The sequence below is a fragment of the Stutzerimonas nitrititolerans genome, from assembly GCF_003696285.1.
Lineage (GTDB): Bacteria > Pseudomonadota > Gammaproteobacteria > Pseudomonadales > Pseudomonadaceae > Stutzerimonas > Stutzerimonas nitrititolerans.
The window spans coordinates 142,584-163,451 of the sequence record NZ_RFFL01000008.1; the positions used below are offsets into that span (position 1 = coordinate 142,584).

The following is a 20,868-nucleotide window of genomic DNA, read 5'->3' on the forward strand; positions in this document are numbered from 1 at the left end:
AATGACGTTCAACGAAACTAAACAGAAGGGCTTCACCCTCATCGAGATCATGGTGGTGGTGGTGATTCTCGGCATTCTTGCCGCGCTGGTGGTGCCGCAGGTGATGAACCGGCCGGACCAGGCCAAGGTGACCGTGGCCAAGGGCGACATCAAGGCCATCGGCGCCGCGCTGGACATGTACAAGCTGGACAACTTTTCCTACCCCAGCACCCAGCAGGGCCTCAATGCGCTGGTGGAAAAACCCAGCGGCAGCCCGCAACCGAAGAACTGGAACCGCGACGGCTACCTCAAGCGTGTGCCCAAGGACCCTTGGGGCAACGACTACCAGTACCTGTCACCGGGCACCCAGGGCCAGTTCGATCTCTATTCCCTGGGCGCCGACGGCAAGCAGGGCGGAACCGACCTGAACGCGGACATCGGCAACTGGGACCTCTGATCCATGACGCGGGCGCGTCGTGGCGGCTTCACGCTGATCGAGCTGCTGGTGGTGATCGTCATCCTCGGCGGCCTGGTCGGCCTGGCGGTGCTGTCCGTCGGCAGCAGCCATTCGTCACGTGAAGTACGCGACGAAGCGCAACGGCTCGCCGCGCTGATCACCGTGTTGGCCGACGAAGCCGTGCTCGATGGCCGCGAATACGGCCTGCTGATCGACGACAAGGGCTATCGGGTGCTGCGCTACGAGGAAGCCAGTGGCCGCTGGCTCGAGGCCGATCGGCGCGAGGCGCATCGGGTACCGGAGTGGATGCGGCTGCAACTGGAGCTCGATGGCACGCCGCTGCGGCTGGTGACCCCCGTCCGCGAGCGGGACGACCCGGCCGGCCTGTCCGACGCCCGCGAGCGCGCGCAGCGGCGTGCACCGCCTGAGGAGCCACAACTGCTGATCCTTTCCAGCGGCGAGCTGTCGCCGTTCAGCCTGACCCTTGCCGACCGAGGCGCCGAAGGAGTCGCCTGGCGTCTGTCCAGTGACGGTTTCCGCATGCCCGTGGCCGAACCGCTGGAGGGCGCTGATGGTTCATAGCGAGGGCCGTGAAGGTGGCTTCACCCTGCTCGAAGTGCTGGTGGCGCTGGCCATCTTCGCCATCGTCGCGGCCGTGGTGCTGACTGCCGCGGGGCGCAGTCTGAACAACGCGGCACGCCTGGAAGCGCTGACCCTGGCCGGCTGGATCGCCGACAACCGCCTCACCGAGCTGCAGCTGCAACAGCCCGCGCCGGCCATCGGACGCGAGACCCGCGAGCTGGAGTATGCCGGTCGCCCGTGGCAGATCCTCAGTGAAGTCCAGGCCAGCGCCGACCCCGGTCTGCTGCGCATCACCGTTTGGGTGGCCGCCGCCGAGCAGCGCCGTAACGAGGCACAGTTGCAGGAGCGGGCGGTCACCCGCCTGGACGGCTTCGTCGGGGTGGCGCGATGAGCCGGCGGCGGGCCCGCGCGGTCGCCGGTTTCACCCTGCTCGAACTGCTGATCGCCATCGCCCTGTTCGCGCTGCTGGGGCTCGGCACTTACCGCATGCTCGAGGCGGTGCTGCGCAGCGACGAGGCGGTACGCGCCCAGGAACAGGTGCTGCGCGACATCGGCCGCGCCATGTGGGCGCTCGAGCGCGACCTGCAACAGGCCACCCCGCGGCCCGTGCGTGACGGCTTCGGCGATGAGCAGAATGCGTTCATCGGCCAGTTGTCCGGCGTCGAGGATGAGGTCGCGTTCGAATTGACCCGCAGCGGCTGGCGCAACCCCACCGGCCTGAACCGGGCGAACCTGCAGCGGGTGCGCTGGCGGCATGCCGGCGATCATCTCGAGCGCCTCTACTGGGTCGTGCTGGACCGTGATGTCGACAGCGCGCCGCGCGTGCAGCGGGTGCTTGACGGCGTGCTCGAACTGCGGCTGCGCTACCTCGATCAGGAGCGTGCCTGGCATGAGGAATGGCCGCCGTTCGACCCGGTACGCGGCAACCCCGAGGCGCAGGCGCAGCGCATGCCGCTGGCCGTGGAGCTGACGCTGGTGCATGAGCGCTACGGCACCCTCACACGCCTGCTGCGCCTGCCCGATGGGCCGAAGCCGGCGGCGCAGTTCATCCAGCCGGACTCCATGGGCCGGCCCGAGCCGTTCGACGAGGGCAGCCTGTAATGAAGGCGCAGCGTGGTGTTGCGCTGATCACGGTGCTGCTCGTGGTAGCGGTCGTCACGGTCGTTTGCGCCAGCATGATCGCCCGCCAGCAACTCTCGATCCGCGCCACCTCCAACCAGCTGCAGGCTCGTCAGGCCTGGCACTACGCGCTGGGCGGCGAGGCGCTGGCGCAGTCGATCCTGCGCCGCGACCTGCGCGCCACCCGCGAGAGCGGCGCGGCGCAGGCCCCCGTCGACCACCTGTTCGAACCCTGGGCACTGCCGCAGCCGGCGTTCGAGATCGAGCAGGGACGCATCCAGATTCGTATCGAGGACCTGGCCGGGCGCTTCAACCTCAACAGCCTGGTGCAGAACCAGCAGCCCAACGCCGCCGCCCAGGCGCAGTTCCGCCGCCTGTTGCTGCGTCTGGACATCACCGAACCCTACGCCGAGCGGCTGGTGGACTGGCTCGACGCCGACCAGCAGCCCAGCGGCGAGCAGGGCGCCGAGGACAATGCCTATCTGCTGCTCGACCCGCCGTACCGCACCGCCGGCCGGAGCCTGGGCGACCTGTCCGAATTGCGTCTGCTGCTCGACATGCGCGAGGAAGATTTCCAGCGCCTGGCGCCCTACGTCAGCGCCCTGCCGGCGGATGTGCCGCTGAACGTCAATACCGCCAGCGCATTGGTGCTCTCCACCCTGAGCGACAACCTCAGCCTGAGCATCGGCCAGGCGATGGTGCAGGCGCGGGGGGGCGGCGGCTTTCGGGAAATCGCCACGTTTCTGGCGCAGCCGGCCATGAGCGGCATCGACCTGAAGGGCACCAGCCTGGCCGTCAGCAGTCAGTATTTCCAGGCGGTCAGCGATGTGCGCCTGGGCGACCGGCGCCTGGCGCTGGTCAGCCTGCTGCAGCGCGAGGACGACGGTGAAGTCCGGGTGTTGCAGCGCAACCTGGGGCAGCCCGCACGGCTGCTCCGCCCATCCGACGAGGGAGAACGATAGCCGATGGACTGCCTGTTCCTGCCAGCCGAGAGCGGTACCCGGCTGGATGCCACGACCGAGGTCTACTGGCTGCCGCGCGAGGGTAGCGGGGCCTGGCTGCCGCTGGGTGACTGCGCGGCGCAGGCCGCAGCGCCTGTAACCCTGGTGTTGCCGGCCGATGCCTGCAGCTACTTCGCGGTCAACCTGCCGACGCGCAAGGCGCGCTGGATCAGCCAGGCGCTGGCCTACGCCGTGGAGGAGCTGCTGGCGGAAAACGTCGATGAGCTGCACCTGACCCATGGCGAAGCCCTGGCGGACGGCCGTCGGCGGGTCATCGCGATTCGCCGGCAGACCCTCGCCGATTGGTTGGAAGACCTGGATGCCCTGGGCCTGAACATCGTCGCCATCCACGTCGATGCCGACCTGCTGCCGCGCGAAGACACTCAACTGCTGTTCATCGGTGAACGCGCGCTGCTGGGCGGCAGCCCCGAGGCGCGCTTGGCGTTCGCCAGCGCACAGTGGCCGCAACTGGCCGCACAATGCCCGCCGCCCGTCCACGCCAGGGGATCGCTGGCAGAGCCGCCTGCGCCGCTGGACGACTACCAGCAGCTGGACGATCCCTATCGGTTCCTGGCCGCCGGGCGTAGCGCGGCCCTCGACCTGGCCCAGGGCGATTTCGCCGTACGTGCGGCGGGTGAGGGCCTAGGGCGCTGGAAGCCGCTGTTCGTGGTGATCGGCCTGGTGCTGCTGGTGCAGCTGGGGTTCAACCTGGCGCAGTCCTGGTATCTGGAGCGCCAGGCCGAGCAGTACGCCGAGGCCAGCCGTGCGCTCTACACCGAGCTTTTCCCCGAGGACGTACGCATCGTCAACCTGCGCGCGCAGTTCGACGGGCACATCGGCCAGGGTGGCGCGGCGTCGGCGCAATTCATGCGCCTGCTCGACGAGGTGGCGCGGGTGATGGCCGAAGGGCTGCCGATCACCATCGACCAGCTCGAATACATCGATGCGCGTGGCGACCTGGCGCTGCAGGTGCGCGCCTATGATTTCGCCGCGTTGGAACAACTGCGCCAGCGCCTGGGCGAGACCGGCCTGGGCGTGGAGCTGGGCTCGGCGAGCCGTGACGGCGATGCCGTCAGCGCCCGCATCCTGATCGGAGGTCGCGCATGAAGCTCGCCCAGCAACTCACCGTCCGCCTGACCGAATCGCCTTGGTGGCAACGCTGGCAGCGCCTGGAGCCGCGCGAACGCCTTTCGCTGAGCCTGCTGGCCGCCTTTCTCCTGGTCACGCTGTGCTACCTGCTGCTCTGGCAGCCGGCGCAGCAGCGCGTCGGCGAAGCGCGTGCCTGGCTCCAGCAGGAACGTGAACTCTACAGCTACCTGCAGCAGAACACCGAACTGGCCCGGCAGATGTCGCGCAGCAACGTCGTGACGCTGGCACCGGAGCAGTTGCAAGGCCTGGTGACCCAGAGCGCGCAACAGCAGGGCCTGATGATCGAGAGCTTCGACAATAGCAACGACGGCAATCTGCAGGTGTCGCTACCCGCTGCCTCCTACGCGGTCCTGTTGCGCTGGTTCGACGAATTGCAGGCCGCGGGTGCCGGCCTGGCCGAGGTCAGCCTCAGCCGGGTCGGTGAAGGTTTGGTCGACGCCCGGGTGACCTTTCGCGCCAACGGTTGAAACGGCATCCGGTCCACAACGCTGCGGCGGGCTGCGGTTCAGGCGGCGGGCTGGATCTGCAGCGCCAGCGCGCGCAAGGCCGCCTCGGCTTCGAGCACCTTTTCTACGGCACTCTCGGCCTTCTCGCGGCTGAGGCCCAGGCGGTCGTAAAGGCTTTGGGGCACCTCGCTGCGTGGGCCGGAACCGATTCCGCGGTTGCGTAGCAACTGGGTGGCCAGGCACACCAGGTTGGCATGGCTGGCATGCTCACCCCGGTAGTTCGGGTCGTGCTGGAAGCGCAGGGCGGTGGACAGTTCTTCCGGCATGCCCCAGTAACGCATCAGCCAGGCGCCGATCTGTTCGCGGGTGATGCCCAGCAGATGATGTTCGACCTGGCTGTGCGTCAGGTGCGGATTGACCTCCAGATGACGGCAGATCAGCGAGAAATGCGGCGGAAAGACATGCGCCAGCACCAGGTAGCCGAAATTGTGCAGCAGCCCGGCGAGATAGCAGATGCCTGCCTCGGGGCGCTGCGCACGGGGAATGGCGCGGTTAAGGCCTTCGATCACCGCGGCGGTGTAGATCGCCTGCTGCCAGTAGGGCGTGGCGTGCTGGGGATGGTCCTTGGGCAGGCTCAGGCTCTTGCCGAGGGCGAGACCGAGGGCGAGATTGATCACCAGGTCGAAGCCCAACACCCGCACGATGGCATCTTCCACCGAGCGGATCTTGCCGGGCGCCGCGTAGTAGGGCGAGGCCGCCCAGCTGACCACCTGGGCGGCCAGTGCCGGATCGGTTTCCACCACGCCGGTGATGTCGTCCACGGTGGCATCGGGGCTGACGCGCAGCTTGATGACCTTCTGCGCGGTCTGCGCCAGCGGCGGGATCTCGATGGTGGCTTCCAGGCGCTGCTGGATGCGGCGGGTGGTGAAGGTCTGCACCGCCTGGGTGATTTCCTGAGGGTCGTCGTCGGGGCGGGCCAGGTTTGGCTGGATGTCCTTCAGGGGTGCGGCGAAGCAGCCGGCACTGGCCTTGCCCAGCAGCGCCCGGAAGTGCGCCGCGTCGAGCTTCAGCAGCACGCCGGGCTGCCCGGATTCGAGCAGCAGGCTGGGCTGTTCCAGCAGGCATTCTTCATACAGGCACGGCGAGCTGGTCAGCGGCGGCAGGCCGGGCAGTATCTGCAGGTTGTGCTTGTCGAGCATGCGCGACAGCCGCTCGGGCGTCACGGCCACCAGGTGGCGGTCGGTCAGTTCGGCCAGGCGCGGCAGGTCCAGCAGATGGTCACGGGGAAAGAGCACCAGCAACGCGCCGGCGGCGTCTTCGAGCAATATCGCCTGGACCCGGCTTGCCGGGGCGAGTTCGGGCGTGTCCTGGCAGGTCTCGTAGGGCAGTTCGAGCTTTTGCAGCAACTGCGCGATCAGAGGAGGGATGCTTGGCTGAGTCTCGGTTTCTACAGCGGCGTTCATTGGCGTGACCCGTCTTATTCCTTGCGCGCAGTATAGCCTCAGCTCTGGTGGGGTTTGTTTTTGCTGACGAGCGTCAGACCTGGCCGTACTGCTGGCCGTGGCGCAGCCAGCGCTCCAGCAGCGGGCTGACATGCTGGGGCCAGCGTTCCAGCAGTGCCTGGGCGGCATCGCGCACGGCCGGCAGCAGGTCGGCGTCGCGCATCAGGTCGGCCACCTTGAATTGCAGCAGTCCGGTCTGGCGGGTGCCGAGCATTTCGCCGGGGCCACGCAGTTCCAGGTCCTTCTCGGCGATGACGAAGCCGTCGTTGGTGTCGCGCATGATCGCCAGGCGCTGGCGGCCGATCTGTGACAGCGGCGGGTGATAGAGCAGCACGCAGTGGCTGGCGGCGCTGCCGCGGCCGACCCGTCCGCGCAATTGGTGCAGCTGGGCCAGGCCCAGGCGCTCGGGGTTCTCGATGATCATCAGGCTGGCGTTGGGCACGTCGACACCGACTTCGATCACCGTGGTGGCGACCAGCAGTTGCAGCCGGCCTTCCTTGAACTCCAGCATCACCGCGGCCTTCTCCGCCGGCTTCATGCGGCCGTGGATCAGGCCGACGTTGAGCCCGCCGAGCGCTGCCGAGAGGTCTTCGAAGGTGGTTTCGGCGGCCTGGCAGGTGAGCTCCTCGGATTCCTCGATCAGGGTGCAGACCCAGTAGGCCTGGCGCCCTTCGTTGCAGGCGGCGCGCACTCGCTCGATGACTTCCAGGCGGCGGCTGTCGGCGATTACCAGGGTGTTGACCGGCGTGCGTCCCGGCGGTAGCTCGTCGAGGATCGAGGTGTCCAGATCGGCGTAGGCGCTCATCGCCAGCGTGCGCGGGATGGGCGTGGCGGTCATGATCAGCTGGTGCGGGCAGAGCCGGCCGTCGATGCCTTTCTGCCGCAGTGCCAGGCGCTGCTGTACGCCGAAACGATGCTGCTCGTCGATGATCACCAGCGCCAGGCGCTTGAATTGCACTTCGTCCTGGAACAGCGCGTGGGTGCCGACCACCATCGGGCAGCCGCCGGCGATACGTTCCAGCGCGGCGGTACGGGCCTTGCCCTTGAGCTTGCCGGCCAGCCAGGCGACTTCGATGCCCAGCGGTTCGAGCCATTTGCAGAAGGTGATGAAGTGCTGCTCGGCGAGAATCTCGGTGGGTGCCATCAGCGCCACCTGATAGCCGGCCTCCAGCGCCTGCAGCGCGGCCAGCGCGGCGACCACCGTCTTGCCGGCGCCGACATCGCCCTGCACCAGGCGCAGCATGGGTTCGGGCTGGGCCAGGTCGTAGGCGATCTCAGCACCGACCCGCTGCTGTGCGCCGGTGGGCTGGAAGCCCAGATTATTCAGATAGCGCTGCGGCAGCGTGCGCGCCGACGGCAGCTGCGGTGCCTGCTGGGCACGCACGCTCTCGCGCAGGCGCTGCAGCGACAGCTGATGGGTGAGCAGTTCTTCGAAGGCCAGGCGATGCTGCGCCCAGTGACGGCCTTCGGCGAGTTCGTCCAGATCGGCATCCGGCGGCGGACGGTGCAGGTAGCGGATCGCCTCGTCCAGCGCGCCCAGCTGATAGTCGCGGCTCAGCTCTTCCGGCAGCCAGTCCGGCAGGCTGTGCGGGCCGAGCCTTGCCAGCGTCTGCTGGGTGAGCTGGCGCAGGCGCTGCTGGGTCAGGCCTTCGGTGGTGGGGTAGATGGGCGTCAGGGTCTGCTCGACCGGCGCCGGCTCGCTGTTCAGGGCACGGTATTCGGGGTGGTAGATTTCCAGCCCCGAGGCGCCCGGGCGGGCTTCGCCGAAGCAGCGCAGCTGGGTGCCGCGCTTGAGCGCTTCCTTCTGTGCATTGCTGAAGTGGTAGAAGCGCAGGCTGAGCGTGCCGCTGCCATCCTGCAGGCGCACCAGCAGGCTGCGCCGGCGGCCCATGACCACGTCGGCGCCGACCACCATGCCTTCGATCACGGCATCCTGACCGGGACGCAGTGCGCCGATGGGCACCACGCGGGTGCGATCCTGGTAGCGCAGCGGCAGGTGGAAGAGCACGTCCTGCAGGGTTTCCAGGCCAACCCGGGCAAGCTTCTCGGCCAGCGCGGCGCCAACGCCCTTGAGCGCGGTAACCGGAACCGCGGCCAGCTCGCTCATGCGTCAGTCTTTCATGGCCGGGGGTTTGCCCACCGAGCACAGGCGGATGGAGTCGGCCAGCACTTCGATGGCCTTCGGCCGCGGGAAACTGGCGCGCCAGGCGATGGCCACGGTACGGAACGGAACCGGCGGCGTCAGCGGGCGAACCTCCAGGACGCCGGGGGTGTAGTGATGGCTCTCCACCGCCGAGAGCGGCAGGATCGACACGCCCAGGCCCGAGGCGACCATGTGGCGGATGGTTTCCAGTGAGCTGGACTCGACCGTGGTGTGGCTCGGCGCCTCGCCCTTGCGCGTGGTCGGGCAGGCTTCGAGCACCTGGTCGCGGAAGCAGTGGCCTTCGCCGAGCAGCAGCAGGCTCTTGTCGTTGAGCATCTCGCTGTCGATGGTTTCTTTTTTGGCCCAGGGGTGCTCGGCGGGCATCAGTACGTAGAAGGGCTCGTCGTAGAGCGGCTTGGTCAGCACGTCGGCTTCCTGGAAGGGCAGCGCGATGATGATCGCGTCCAGCTCGCCGGTGCGCAGCTTGTCGCGCAGCACATGGGTGAAGTTCTCTTCGATGTACAGCGGCATGTCCGGCGCCACGCGATGCAGCTGCGGGATCAGGTGCGGAAACATGTAGGGACCGACGGTATAGATGGCGCCGACCTTGAGCGGTGCGGCCAGCTGGTTCTTGCCCACCTGGGCCAGCTCGCGGATGCTCTGCGCCTGCTCCAGCACCTTCTGCGCCTGGGTGACGATGCCTTCGCCCACCGGCGTCAGGCGCACTGCGCTCTTGGTGCGCTCGAAGATCAGCACGCCGAGCTCATCCTCGAGCTTCTTCACGCCCACCGAGAGCGTCGGCTGGCTGACGTGGCAGCGCTCGGCGGCGCGGCCAAAGTGCTGTTCCTGGGCGAGCGTGACGATATAGCGCAGTTCGGTCAGAGTCATAGCGAGTATCCATCAGAGTGCGGGCTAGCATAGCCTTTGCTCGTCTGCGAACCAACCGGCAGCGCTTTCGTTACCGCATCTTGCCTCCGCCCGGCCGATCGTGGCGGTTGTACACTTCGAACATGCGGTCCGATTGGGCGGTCTGCAGGTTAAGGAGTAACCGTCATGAATAATCGTCCCTCGGTCTTGATCGCCGGCTGCGGCGACGTCGGCAGTCGTTTTGGCCTGCAGATGAGCCGGGCTGGCTGGACGGTATACGGTCTGCGCCGCGAGGCGGCGGGATTGCCGGTGCCGATCCTGCCGGTGGCGGGCGACCTGCTGGTCGGCCAGTGCCCGCGCAACTGGCCGAATGCCGAACTGAGCTATCTGGTCTATGCCGCCTCGGCCAGCCAGCATGACGAGCCGGGCTACCGTCAGGCGTATGTCGAGGGGCTGCGCAATGTGCTGGGCTGGCTCGAGCAGCGCGGACAACGGCCGAAGCGCCTGCTGTTCCTGTCCAGTACCGGTGTCTATGGCCAGAACCAGGGCGAGTGGATCGACGAAACCTCGCCCACCGAGCCGAACGGTTTCACCGGCCAGGTGATGCTGGAGGCCGAGCGTCTGGCCCTGAACAGCGGCTTGCCGGCCACCCTGGTGCGCATGGGCGGCCTCTACGATCCCGCCAGGCCCTGGCTGCAGAACCAGATACGCGCCGGACTGCGCGTCGACCGCGAGCCGCCGCAGTACAGCAACCGTATCCACCGCGACGATGCGGCCGGCCTGCTGGCCTTCCTGCTGCAGGCGGACCTGCGTGGCGTGGCGCTGGATGATTGCTACCTGGGCGTGGACAACGACCCGGCGCCGCTGCACGAGGTGGTCGACTGGCTGCGCGAACGGCTGGGCGTGACGCACTGGGCCGAACAGTCCATGACCCGCCGCGCCGGCAGCAAGCGTTGCAGCAACGGGCGGGCCAGGGCGCTGGGCTGGGCGCCGAAGTATCCCAGCTACCGCGACGGCTATGCGCGGGTAGCGCTGGAGCGGCGCTGAAGCAGATGCAGCCCGTCGGCAGGCAGGCAACTATGGTGTGGCGCTGCTTACTAAAAATCTGACAGCAGCGCCGACCGGCACAGGAGCAGCGAGGCAGAGGGAGCACACCAGGCGGCGTTTCCGGACACCCGACCAGGAGATTCCCCATGAGAGCGCTTCGCTGGCACGGCAAGCACGACATCCGTTGCGACAATCACGTACCCGACCCCTCCATCGAAGATCCGCGCGACGCCATCGTCAAGGTCAGTTCCTGCGCGATCTGCGGCTCGGACCTGCACCTCTACGACGGCTTCATGCCCGGCATGAAACACGGCGACATCATGGGCCACGAGTTCATGGGCGAGGTCATGGAGGTCGGCTCGGCGAACAAGAAGCTCAAAGTCGGCGACCGCGTGGTGGTGCCCTTCACCATCGTCTGTGGCGAGTGCGACCAGTGTCGGCGCGGCAACTTCTCGGTGTGCGAGCGCAGCAACCGCAACAAGGACATCGCCGACAAACTGTTCGGCCACACCACTGCCGGGCTCTACGGCTACACCCACCTCACCGGCGGCTACGCGGGCGGTCAGGCCGAGTACGTGCGCGTGCCCTACGCCGACGTCGGCCCGGTGGTGATTCCCGATGGCATGACCGACGAGCAGGTGCTGTTCCTCGGCGACATCCTGCCTACCGGCTGGCAGGCCGCGGCGCAGTGTGACATCCAGCCCACCGACACGGTGGCGATCTGGGGCGCGGGGCCGGTGGGCCAGTTCGCCATCCGCAGCGCGGTGATGATGGGCGCTGAACAGGTGATCTGCATCGACAACGTGCCCGAGCGGCTGTCTATGGCTCGTGCTGGCGGTGCCATCACTATCAATTTCGATGAAGAAAGCGTGCTCGATCGGCTCAAGGAGCTGACCCGCGGCAAGGGTCCGGAGAAGTGCATCGACTCGGTGGGCATGGAGGCGCATGCGGCGCGCTCCATCGACTCCATGTACGACCGCGCCAAGCAGGCGCTGATGCTGGAGTCGGACCGCCCGCACGTGCTGCGCGAGATGATCTATGTCTGCCGCCCGGCCGGAATCATTTCCATTCCCGGTGTGTATGGCGGGCTGATCGACAAGATTCCGTTCGGCGCGGCGATGAACAAGGGCCTGACCTTCCGCATGGGCCAGACCCACGTCAACCGCTGGACCGACGACCTGCTCAAGCGCATCCAGGAAGGCCAGATCGACCCGAGCTTCGTCATCACCCACAGCGTCAGCCTCGAGCAGGGGCCGGAGATGTACAAGACCTTCCGCGACAAGCATGACGGTTGCATCAAGGTAGTTCTCAAACCCTGACCGACAGACCATGTGAAAACTACTGCGCTCGGTGATGCTGCGTTAAGAACAGGCTCAAAATGCTCATCTACAAGCCGTAAACTCCGCTTTTTCGCCTGTTTTGACTCGCTGCGTTCGCCCTTCGGGCCAGCCTTCGGCTGTTACTCCCGCTGGTCGTTGCGCCTTGCCTGACCTTCGCTCGCTACGTTTTCACAAGGCCTGCAAGATGCCGTTCTCCGCTTTTGTGGAGGCGGTCAAGCGAGGAGATTTCATGAGCATTCCACGTCAAGTCACCCGTCCCAACCACTCGGCGCGCTCGCTGGCGCGAGGGCTCGGCTGGTTCAGCATCGGCCTGGGCGTCGTGCAGCTGCTGGCGCCCAGGCAGGTGTCGCGGTTCATCGGCATGCCCGGCTCCGAAGGCATGATCCGCGCCTGCGGCGTGCGCGAGATCGCCACCGGAATCGGCATTCTCATGGCCGATGATCCCAAGCCCTGGATCTATGGCCGCGTCGGCGGCGATGCGCTGGACCTGGCCGGCCTCGGATGGAGCATCGAGCATGGGCGCGAACCGGCCAACGCCGCCATCGCAGCCGGTGCGGTGGCCGGCATCACCGCGCTGGACCTGAGTTGCGCCAAGGCGCTGGATGCCGAACGGGTGCCGGTGACCGAGTGGGATTACAGCGACCGCAGTGGCTTTGCCGCCGGGCCGGAACAGGTGCGCGGCAGCGTCGGGGCCGAGTTCGCCGCCGCCCGCGCCGAGCCCAACGGGTATTCGCAGCCGTTGCACTGACCGCTGTCGTAGGGCCGAACTTGTTCGGCCTCTGCACAGGTGGCCGAATGAATTCGGCCCTACGGGCAGCGAAACGCAGGACTTGAGCAGCGGATTTTTTGCTAAGGTGAGCGGCCGTTTCGGTCGCTTGCACCTTTCCACGTGCGCGTCGCTCAAGCTGCAGTCGAGATTCCATGTCCTCGGTCGTCAACGTCGTCCTGCCTGTCTTTGCGCTGATCTTTCTCGGCTATCTGTGCCGTCGCACCAATCGCCTGGGGCCTTCTGCGGCCTCGGAACTCAATCGCTTCGTAGTCTGGCTGGGGCTGCCGGCGCTGTTGTTCAAGATCACGGCGACCTCCACCTGGGCCGAGGTATGGCAGCCCGGCTTCATTGCCGCCTTTTCCATCGGCTGCCTCGGCGTGTTCGCCTTTACCCTGCTGTATCGCGTAATGCAGAAACAGCCGCTGGTGGATGCGAGCCTCGATGCGCTGGGCGCCTCCTATGCCAATACCGGCTATGTCGGCTTTCCGCTGTGCCTGCTGATTCTCGGCGAGGCGGGGCTGCAACCGGCCCTGGTCGCCTCCCTGATCGTGGTCTGTGTGCTGTTCGCCCTCGCCCTGGCCTGCGTCGAGATGGGGCTGCACGCGGGGCAGGGCATAGCGAAGACCCTGGCCAAGGTGAGTCGCTCGCTGTCGATGAATCCGTTGGTGCTGGCGCCCCTGCTCGGCGGCGCCTGGGCCTTCGGCGGGCTCGAGTTGCCCAGCGGGCCGAAAACCCTGCTGGACCTGCTCGGCGCTGCGGCGGCGCCCTGCGCCCTGGTATCGCTCGGACTGTTTCTGGCCCAGCCGCAGCCCAGCGGCCCGGTGCGCGGGGTCTGGCCGCTGGTGCTGCTGAAGCTGATCGTGCAACCGGCGCTGACCTGGTATTTCGCCGCGGTGGTGTTCGAGCTGGAGCCGCTGTGGGTCTACTCCGCCCTGCTGCTGAGTGCGCTACCCACCGGCACCGGGCCCTACATGCTGGCGGAGTTCTATGGCCGCGAAGGCTCGCGGGTGTCGCGGGTGGTGCTGCTGTCGACGCTGGGTTCGCTGGTTACCCTGTCGATCTGCCTCTACCTGCTGCCGGTTTGAGGGATTGGTACGCGTGGAAAACGCTTCGCGATTTTCCACCCTACGCTCGGTCAAGCGTAGGGTGGATAATGCCGAAGGCTTATCCACGCGTAACCCAAGGTCAGCTCCCAGGTCGCGTCACTTCCAGCACCACGGCGGCGATGCGGTCGCAGCGGGTGTAGGCGCCTCCCAGCAGTTCCTCGCCGAACACGTCCGGGTCCACCTCGCGGTAGCGCCATTCAAGGGGACGACCTTCGAGGCGCTGGCAGACTTCCTGGCGGAAGGGGTCCTTGTTGTCGACCATCGCCACACCGGTATACAGCAGCAGACTGCCGCACGGCGCCAGGCGCGTGATGGCGCTTTCCAGGATGGCCAGCGACAGCCCGGCACCCAGCGGGCCGCCGCCGTGGCGGTAGGCGCGCTCGGTCGGATCGACCAGATAGGGCGGGTTGGCCAGTATCAGGTCGAACTCGCCGTCGACGGCATCGAGCAGGTTGCTGTGCCGCGCTTGCAGGTTGTCCGCCGCGGCCAGCGCGGCATTCACCTGGGTCAGGCGCAGCGCGGCGGGGTTGATGTCCACCGCCAGTACCTCGGCCTGGGGTCGCGCCAGAGCGGTGAGGACGGCTCCCGCACCGGAGCCACAGCCAATGTCTACGGCGCGCCCGATGTTGCCCCGATGAAGATTCAGGTGCGCCTGGATGGCACTGGCGAAACGGTAGGTGTCCGGGCCGAAGAACACCGCATCCGCTGCCTCGGTGGGAAATGCCGAATGCACGAACAGCTGGCCGTCGAGGCTCGACAGCCGTACCCGGCTGCGCCAGCGCGAGCCGCAGGCTTCGAGCACGCCGGCCTGTTCCATCAGGCTGAAGATCGCCGGCGGCAGCAGTTCGCGCTGGAACGGCCGGCTCCAGCCGAACACGTCGGGCAGGTCCTCGGCCAGAGCATTCTCAGGCCGCTGATTGACCCGCTCGTGGGTGAGTGGCGTGGGGGTGATGAAGTGGTAGCCACGCTCGCGCAGCGCCTGGGCCAGATGCAGCAGCGCCTGATCCTGTGCTTTTTCCGAGATCATTGGATTCCCTGGCGTATGTCGCCTTCAGTTGAATAGCCCGGTAAACAGCCGCGTGGCCAGCAGGCCGGCGTGGCTGTGATGAAGGGTGGGGGCCAGCAGCGGCAGCAGATGACGCATGCGCGCCTCGCGGCTGGGCAGTCTGGCCAGTTGCTGTTCCAGCAGCTGCGCCTCCTGGTCGAAATCGTTGTCCGCACGGCGCTGCTGTGGGTGCCGGTCGTCGCATTGTCCCTGCGCCGGCCTGAGCGGCGGCCTGGCTGCTTTGGGCGACTGCTCGGCCAGCCAGTCGCCGGCGATCCAGTCATGGATCAGCTGCTGTTCGTGGGAGCTGAACACGCCGAACATTGGTGCCTGCTCACCGGTGATCAATTGCCAGAAGCGGCTGGCCTGCGGGTCCTGGCCGCGCTTGATCCAGCCGCGCCGCTGCATGATGTCGAGAAACTGCTCGATCAGCGTCGGCGCCGCCAGCCACTGGTTCACCGTGCGGCCCTCGAAGCGGCAGTAATCGGAATGGACGAATTGCCCGACGGCCGCCTTCTTCTCGAGGATGCGTCGCACCTCGCGGTCGATATCGAAGCCCTCGATCACCGACAGGGTGCTGGCGCCCAGTTCGTTGAGGCGATAGCCATTACCGACGCGACGATAGAATTCGGCACTGTCGCCCACCTGCGGCCAAGCGGCCTGCAGGCTTTGCACGGCCTTCCTGGCATGGCCGTTGTCGGCGTTGTCGACCGTGACGTGCAGGGTGAAGTAATAGGGATCGATGCCCAACTCGGTCAGCTCGTAGGCGGTGATCAGCAGGTGCAACGGCAGTTGTTCGTAGCCGAGGTTGAAACCGATCACCTCCGGCAGGAACTGCTCGGCGCACTCGGCCAGGGCCAACTGGATCGCACCCTGCACGAAGTGCTCCTCGTCCAGGTCCTGCCAGTCGTCGCAGCCCTGGCTGGCGAGCAGCTTGCGGTAGAGCACCACGTGGTTCTTTTCCGGCAGACCCTCACCGAGCTCTTCCAGATAGGTCTGGATCAATGCCTGGAAACGCGGTTCGTCCCAGCGCTGCAGCAGGCCGTAGAGCCAGGCGCCGTCGACCAGCTTGGTTGGCGCCACCCCGCGCAGGAAATGCAGTGCATGGGCCTTGCTGGAAAAATAGCGTCGGGGCGCGCCGGCACGCCGACTGTCCAGATAGGCCTGGTACTGCCGGCCGATCCTTTCGGTATGCCCGCCCAGCCAGTCGCCTAGCCCGGCCGGGTCGGCCGGAAGATCACAAGGTAGATCGGCGGCAACTTCCAACTGGTCACGCAGATAATCCGCGGCTCGGTGGCGCACGGCGTCCTGCTTCGGCTCTTCGAGCAGCGCGAAATAAAGATCCTTCGACGCCGTGGGCTCCAGGAGCGAAACAGGTCGGACGTCGGCTGGCAGGCTTCGGGTCAATTGCATGGTTCACACGGGATGACAGCGGGAAAACCCCAGTACGAAATTTGGCCGCCCGCCGCGAGGATTAGTTCAGCCTGCCCGCCGAATGGCCGGCTTGCGCGCTCGCTTCGCTGCAACTTCTGCGCAGGTGCGCCTTCCTACCTGAAGGGCCGCCGCCGGCCCGCAATTAGCCTGCAACCGCAATGGGAGGCCGCATGAAGCAGCAAGAAGATGGCAAAGAAACCCTCGACGATCGCCCCGAGCGCCCGCGCGGACCCAGCCAGGGCGAAGCCGCCGGCGGTGATCGCCATGATGTTCCGGGTGGCGCCTACAACGTACCGCCCGGCATGGCCGACGAGGTCAGCGAGGACGACGCGCAGCGGGATCGCCAGCGCGGCAAGCAGAAGCCGGAGCGTTAGAGCGCCGTTCCGCGCGGCACTTAAGGGAAACTCCTTTCAGGTCGCTTGTTGCAGGGGAACACCATCGGCACTTTGGCGAATACTCGCGCCTGGTGCGGTGGGGAAACTCTTCTGCGGGGACCCGAAATGCGCCAACACAGCCGCCTGACGTTCCGCCATCTCAGCCGGATTCAGGTGACGAATCGACTCAGCGGCGATCCCTTGGGGTATGTCGCCGACCTGTCCGTGGGCGGTCTGCGACTGGTCGCCAGTCAGCCGCTGGAGGTCGGTGGATGCTACGAGATGTGCCTGCACGTGCCTGATCACCGCGACAAGCTGCGTGCGCTGGACGTGGTGGTGAACTGCCAGTGGGTCCGCAAGATTCCGCGCCGCGACTCGTTCGAGATGGGGTTCGCCCTCGACCGACCGAGCCAGGCCTTTGTCGACCTGGTTGCGGAGATGCTGCCCAAGCGCCGCTGAGCCGGCGCTTGGCTGACTGGCGAGCGGTGCGTCAGCCCAGCGTGCCGAGAATATTCACACCGACCCGATCAGGAATCTCGTTCTGCGACAGCACATGCAGACCGGGGCTGAACACCCGCGCGTAACGTGACAGTAGCGGACGCAGCTGCGGCATCACCGTGAGGATCGGCGGGTGACCGTCCTTGCGCAGCTTTTCCTTCACCACCGGCATGCTGTTCTGCAACTGGTTGAGCAGACTCGGTTCCACCGGGATGTTGTCCAGGCTGACCTGGCCGGCTTGCTGGGCGATGGCCAGGGCATTGAGCAGGGTGTTTTCCAGCGCGTTTTCCAGCACGAATACCGCCAGCTCACGACGATCTCCGGCAATCATCGAAACGATGCTGCGACGCAGCGCATAGCGCACGTCGGCGGCCAGCAGCACCGGGTCCTTGGTGGTCTCGCTGCATTCGAGCAGCGTACTGGCAATGGTTTCGATATCCCGCAGCGGTACTTCTTCCTGCAACAGCTGGCGGTATACGCGCATCTGCTGGGTATAGGTCAGCGCGCCCTTGAGACTTTCGGCGAGCTTCGGCGCCTGCAGCGTCAGGCGTTGCATCAGGTGCTCGACGTCGTCGTGCTTGAACAGATCCGGCAGGTGTTCACGCACCACCTTGTTCAGGTGCGTGGCGATCACGCTGGCGCAATCGATCACCTGGTAGCCGAGGTTCAGCGCGCGCGACTTGTCCGCCGGCTGGATCCACACCACCTGCATCCGATAGGCCGGATCGGTACCGAGAATGCCATCGATCTCGCCATAGAGTTCCGGCGACGGGATGGCCATCAGGCGGTCGGCGTGCAACTCGGCGCCATCGATCTTCTCGCCATTGATGAAGATGTCGTACTGCGAAGCCTTCAGCCGCAGGCTGTCGCGGATCTGCACTTCCGGCAGCAGGAAGCCCAGGTGTTCGGACAGCGTCTGGCGCACCCCGCGCACCCGCGCCGGCAACGGCGCCCCCGAGGCTTCGTTGACCAGCCCGACCAGCTTGTAGCCGAGAGAGATGGACAGGCGCTCGACCAGCGGAATGTCTTCCCAGGCCAGGCTCTGCGCGCGTTCCTTGTCCATCGCCTGGCCGATGGCCTGGATTTCCTTGAGGTCGGTGCCGGTAGCCGGCGGTTCATGCTTCGATACACGCCAGCCGATGAAAGCGATCAGCGCGGCGAAGCCGATGAACGCCAGGTGCGGCATGCCCGGAACCAGGCCGATGACGAACAGGATGCCAGCCACGGTGTACAGCGAGGCGGGGTTGGCCAGCAACTGGCGGCGCACCTGGCTGGTGATATCGCTGGACTCGTTGATCCGGGTAACGATGATGGCTGCCGCAGTGGCCAGCAGCAGCGCCGGAATCTGCGCTACCAGGCCGTCACCGATGGTTAGCAGGGCGTAGAGCTTGAAGGCTTCGCCAGCGGCCAGTCCATGGACGAAGACGCCGATGGCGAAGCCGCCGAACAGGTTGATCAGCAGGATCAGGATGCCGGCGATGGCGTCACCCCGAACGAACTTCGACGCGCCGTCCATGGCGCCATAGAAATCGGCTTCCTTGGCTACTTCCTGACGTCGCGCCTTGGCTTCCTCGTTGGTTACCAGCCCCGCGTTGAGATCGGCATCGATGGCCATCTGCTTGCCGGGCAAGGCGTCCAGGGTGAAGCGCGCGGTAACTTCCGAGATCCGCTCGCCGCCCTTGGTGATGACGATGAAGTTGATGATCATCAGGATAACGAACACCACCAGGCCGACGATGAAGTTGCCGCCGATCACCACTTCCCCGAAGGCCTCGATCACCTTACCCGCGGCGCCAGTGCCGGTATGCCCCTCGAGCAGCACCACCCGTGTCGAAGCGACGTTCAGGCACAGGCGCATGAGTGTCGTGATCAGAATTACCGTGGGGAACAACGAGAAGTCCAGCGGACTTCGCGATGACACGCTGACCAGCAGCACCAGGATCGACATGGCGATATTGAACGTGAACAACGCATCCAGCAGCTGCGGGGGCAGCGGCAGGATGATCATCGCCAGGATCGACAGGATGATCAGTGGAATCCCTATCCGTCCGCTGCTGAAAGTCGGCGTCAGTTTCTGTATCAGGCTCATGTTCGGGCTCGGTTGAACAATTCTTCGGGAATGTGGATATCACTGGCCAGGCTGGGCCTGGCGCGCCGGCCCTGCTTCCAGGCCTTGAGCTGGAGGACGTAGGTCAGCACGTGAGCGACCGCGGTGTAGAGCGGTGCGGGAATCTGCTGGTTGACCTGGGTGCTGAAGTAGATCGCGCGCGCCAGCGGTGGCAGCTCGACCACTTCCAGCCCCTTGGCCTGAGCCAGCTTGCGCATGTACAGCGCCGTTTCATCGACGCCGCGGGCGATGACGAAAGGCGTCTCGGCCTTCTTCGGGTCGTATTTCAGGGCCACTGCGTAGTGCGTCGGGTTGACGATCACCACGTCGGCGTCCTTGATCACCCGGCTGATCTGGCGCTGGGACAGCTGGCGCTGCAGCTGCTTGATGCGCGCCTTCACTTCGGGGCGGCCTTCCTGATTCTTGTGTTCTTCCTTGCGCTCCTGCTTGGTCATGCGCATTTTTTTCAGGAAGAAGAAGCGTTGCAGCGGGACATCGATAAGCGAGAACAGCACGAATACCAACAACAGCGAGATGGCCAGGTTGAAGGTCAGCGAGAAGGCGCTGCCGATGGCATTGGCGATGTCGGTGCGCTGCAGCGCGATCAGCTGCGGCGCCGCGTAGTACAGCTGGCTGATGGCCACGCCCAGCAGCGCGCCGATCTTCAGCAGCGACTTGAGCAGCTCGGTCCAGTTCTGCGCGCCGACCATCCGGCCCAGCCCCGTGATCGGGTTGAGCTTGCTGAACTTGGGGGCGAAGTTCTTCGAGGCGAACACCCAGCCACCCGGCACCAGCGCGAAGGCGATGACCAGGATCGGCGTGATCAGCAGCGGCAGCAGCACGCTGATAAAGACCAGCAGGTTGTGGGTCAGGATCAGCTGCAGGTCGTCGAGGCTCATCTCGCTTTCATGAAAGTTGATGTACGAGTAGCTGAACGACTGCTGCATGCCGTCGAAGAAGAAGCCGATGCTGAATTTGAGTACCAGCAGCGTCGCCAGCAGCGAGACTGTGGTGGCGACGTCCTTGGAGCGGGTGACCTGGCCATCGTCGCGACTCTTCTTGAGCTTCTGCTCGGAGGCCTCTTCGGTCTTGTCCTGGGTGCTGTTCTGCTCAGACATCGCGGCCACTCCGCAGGATCTCGCCGATGTTGCCCAGCAGCTCGCGGGTCAGGTGCAGGTAGGCTTCCGAGAGATTCGGCAGGGTCAGGTAGATCAGCGTCAGCCCGGCGATGATCGCCATGGGGAAGCCCAGGGAAAACAGGTTCATCGCCGGTGAAATCCGGTTGAGCAGGCCGAAGCAGAACTGCACCAGCGTCATGCAGAAGACGATCGGCAGGGCGATCAGCAGCGCGGCGGAAATCACCCAGCTCAGCGACCAGGCGATGGTCTGCAGGCCGTCGAAGTGAATGCCGCTGCCGATCGGCCAGTAGACGAAGCTCTGGTAGATGATGGTGATGGTCACCAGATGGCCGTCGATGGCGAAGAACAGCAGTGCCAGCAGGATGAAATACACCTGATAGATGATCGAAGCCGAGGACACGCCATTCATGGGGTCGTTGAACACCGCCATGGACAGGCCCAGCTGGGTCGAGACGATGTCGCCGATCAGGGTGAACACGGTGAATACCAGCAACAGCGCCAGGCCCAGCAGCAGGCCCATGGCGACCTGCTCGATGGCCGTGAGGATACCCTTGAGCGACAGCGGATCCATGGCAGGGGTGGCGGGCAGGGCGGCGGTCAACACGCCCGTCAGTACCATGGCCAGCAGCACGCGCACCCGCACGCTGAGGGCCTTGTGGTTGAACAGCGGCGCCAGGCTGAACACGGCCATGATCCGGCAGAACGGCCACCAGTAGGCGAGCAGCGATTGCAGGTACTGACCGGCCTGCATGATGGGTTCGTTG

General features: G+C 66.0%; 21 protein-coding genes. 13 read left to right on the top strand and 8 right to left on the bottom strand.

Annotated features, from left to right (window positions below; genetic code table 11):
- Position 1 precedes the first annotated feature (1 nt).
- Genes gspG through EA795_RS11970 form a run of 7 tightly spaced genes read left to right on the top strand, consistent with a single transcriptional unit; the run spans position 2 to position 4,754 of the window.
- On the top strand, positions 2-436 hold the full coding sequence (gspG, locus tag EA795_RS11940; RefSeq protein ID WP_014851055.1) for a type II secretion system major pseudopilin GspG: 435 nt from the start codon (positions 2-4) through the stop codon (positions 434-436).
- Between the two features lie 3 nt (positions 437-439).
- Positions 440-1,018, top strand: coding sequence for a type II secretion system minor pseudopilin GspH (gene gspH, locus EA795_RS11945; RefSeq protein WP_122077501.1), 579 nt, complete (start codon positions 440-442; stop codon positions 1,016-1,018).
- Entirely contained in the window at positions 1,008-1,409 is a 402-nt protein-coding gene (gspI, locus tag EA795_RS11950) for a type II secretion system minor pseudopilin GspI (protein ID WP_014851057.1), read from the top strand. The genes gspH and gspI overlap by 11 nt, the downstream gene beginning before the upstream one ends.
- Positions 1,406-2,119 (top strand): type II secretion system minor pseudopilin GspJ, encoded by a 714-nt coding sequence (gspJ, locus tag EA795_RS11955; protein ID WP_122077503.1) that lies wholly within the window; start codon positions 1,406-1,408, stop codon positions 2,117-2,119. The genes gspI and gspJ overlap by 4 nt, the downstream gene beginning before the upstream one ends.
- On the top strand, positions 2,119-3,099 hold the full coding sequence (gene gspK, locus EA795_RS11960) for a type II secretion system minor pseudopilin GspK (protein WP_122077505.1): 981 nt from the start codon (positions 2,119-2,121) through the stop codon (positions 3,097-3,099). Before gspJ ends, gspK begins: the two co-directional genes overlap by 1 nt.
- A gap of 3 nt (positions 3,100-3,102) precedes the next feature.
- Positions 3,103-4,245, top strand: a complete 1,143-nt coding sequence (gspL, locus tag EA795_RS11965) for a type II secretion system protein GspL (protein ID WP_122077507.1) — start codon at positions 3,103-3,105, stop codon at positions 4,243-4,245.
- Positions 4,242-4,754 (top strand): type II secretion system protein M, encoded by a 513-nt coding sequence (locus EA795_RS11970; RefSeq protein ID WP_122077509.1) that lies wholly within the window; start codon positions 4,242-4,244, stop codon positions 4,752-4,754. Before gspL ends, EA795_RS11970 begins: the two co-directional genes overlap by 4 nt.
- Before the next feature lie 38 nt (positions 4,755-4,792).
- Here the strand turns inward: EA795_RS11970 and EA795_RS11975 are convergent, their stop codons facing one another.
- From EA795_RS11975 to EA795_RS11985, 3 genes are all read right to left on the bottom strand, one after another.
- Positions 4,793-6,196 carry an aminoacyl-tRNA deacylase and HDOD domain-containing protein gene (locus EA795_RS11975; RefSeq protein ID WP_122077511.1) on the bottom strand — a complete coding sequence of 468 codons (1,404 nt, stop codon included), beginning with the start codon at positions 6,194-6,196 and terminating at the stop codon, positions 4,793-4,795.
- 73 nt (positions 6,197-6,269) lie between these two features.
- A complete protein-coding gene (gene recG, locus EA795_RS11980; protein ID WP_122077513.1) occupies positions 6,270-8,342 on the bottom strand; it encodes an ATP-dependent DNA helicase RecG in 2,073 nt (690 codons plus the stop codon).
- A gap of 3 nt (positions 8,343-8,345) precedes the next feature.
- On the bottom strand, positions 8,346-9,266 hold the full coding sequence (locus EA795_RS11985) for a hydrogen peroxide-inducible genes activator (protein ID WP_014851063.1): 921 nt from the start codon (positions 9,264-9,266) through the stop codon (positions 8,346-8,348).
- Positions 9,267-9,431: 165 nt separating this feature from the next.
- Here EA795_RS11985 and EA795_RS11990 point away from each other — a divergent pair, with 165 nt between their 5' ends.
- From EA795_RS11990 to EA795_RS12005, 4 genes are all read left to right on the top strand, one after another.
- The gene (locus tag EA795_RS11990) at positions 9,432-10,292 is read left to right on the top strand and encodes an NAD-dependent epimerase/dehydratase family protein (protein WP_122077515.1); all 861 of its coding nucleotides are present in this window, start codon (positions 9,432-9,434) and stop codon (positions 10,290-10,292) included.
- A gap of 146 nt (positions 10,293-10,438) precedes the next feature.
- Positions 10,439-11,611 carry a zinc-dependent alcohol dehydrogenase gene (locus EA795_RS11995; protein WP_122077517.1) on the top strand — a complete coding sequence of 391 codons (1,173 nt, stop codon included), beginning with the start codon at positions 10,439-10,441 and terminating at the stop codon, positions 11,609-11,611.
- Between the two features lie 250 nt (positions 11,612-11,861).
- Positions 11,862-12,380 carry a hypothetical protein gene (locus EA795_RS12000; RefSeq protein ID WP_014851066.1) on the top strand — a complete coding sequence of 173 codons (519 nt, stop codon included), beginning with the start codon at positions 11,862-11,864 and terminating at the stop codon, positions 12,378-12,380.
- 173 nt (positions 12,381-12,553) lie between these two features.
- Complete coding sequence (locus EA795_RS12005; protein WP_014851067.1) at positions 12,554-13,486, top strand: AEC family transporter; 933 nt, start codon at positions 12,554-12,556, stop codon at positions 13,484-13,486.
- Positions 13,487-13,586: 100 nt separating this feature from the next.
- Here the strand turns inward: EA795_RS12005 and EA795_RS12010 are convergent, their stop codons facing one another.
- Together EA795_RS12010 and EA795_RS12015 are read right to left on the bottom strand one after the other, a co-directional pair.
- Positions 13,587-14,534 carry a methyltransferase gene (locus tag EA795_RS12010; protein WP_122077519.1) on the bottom strand — a complete coding sequence of 316 codons (948 nt, stop codon included), beginning with the start codon at positions 14,532-14,534 and terminating at the stop codon, positions 13,587-13,589.
- Positions 14,535-14,558: 24 nt separating this feature from the next.
- Complete coding sequence (locus tag EA795_RS12015) at positions 14,559-15,965, bottom strand: iron-containing redox enzyme family protein (RefSeq protein WP_122077521.1); 1,407 nt, start codon at positions 15,963-15,965, stop codon at positions 14,559-14,561.
- Positions 15,966-16,156: 191 nt separating this feature from the next.
- Here EA795_RS12015 and EA795_RS12020 point away from each other — a divergent pair, with 191 nt between their 5' ends.
- Positions 16,157-16,360 (top strand): hypothetical protein, encoded by a 204-nt coding sequence (locus EA795_RS12020; RefSeq protein ID WP_122077523.1) that lies wholly within the window; start codon positions 16,157-16,159, stop codon positions 16,358-16,360.
- Between the two features lie 126 nt (positions 16,361-16,486).
- On the top strand, positions 16,487-16,819 hold the full coding sequence (locus EA795_RS12025) for a PilZ domain-containing protein (RefSeq protein ID WP_014851071.1): 333 nt from the start codon (positions 16,487-16,489) through the stop codon (positions 16,817-16,819).
- A 31-nt stretch (positions 16,820-16,850) separates the two neighbouring features.
- On the opposite strand, the gene EA795_RS12030 is transcribed toward EA795_RS12025, so the two are convergent.
- From EA795_RS12030 to fliR, 3 genes are read right to left on the bottom strand one after another with little or no spacing between them, the layout of a single operon-like run.
- A complete protein-coding gene (locus EA795_RS12030; RefSeq protein WP_122077524.1) occupies positions 16,851-18,947 on the bottom strand; it encodes a flagellar biosynthesis protein FlhA in 2,097 nt (698 codons plus the stop codon).
- The gene (gene flhB / locus EA795_RS12035; protein WP_014851073.1) at positions 18,944-20,083 is read right to left on the bottom strand and encodes a flagellar type III secretion system protein FlhB; all 1,140 of its coding nucleotides are present in this window, start codon (positions 20,081-20,083) and stop codon (positions 18,944-18,946) included. The genes EA795_RS12030 and flhB overlap by 4 nt, the downstream gene beginning before the upstream one ends.
- Positions 20,076-20,855, bottom strand: coding sequence for a flagellar biosynthetic protein FliR (fliR, locus tag EA795_RS12040; protein ID WP_043942478.1), 780 nt, complete (start codon positions 20,853-20,855; stop codon positions 20,076-20,078). Before fliR ends, flhB begins: the two co-directional genes overlap by 8 nt.
- Positions 20,856-20,868 lie beyond the last annotated feature (13 nt).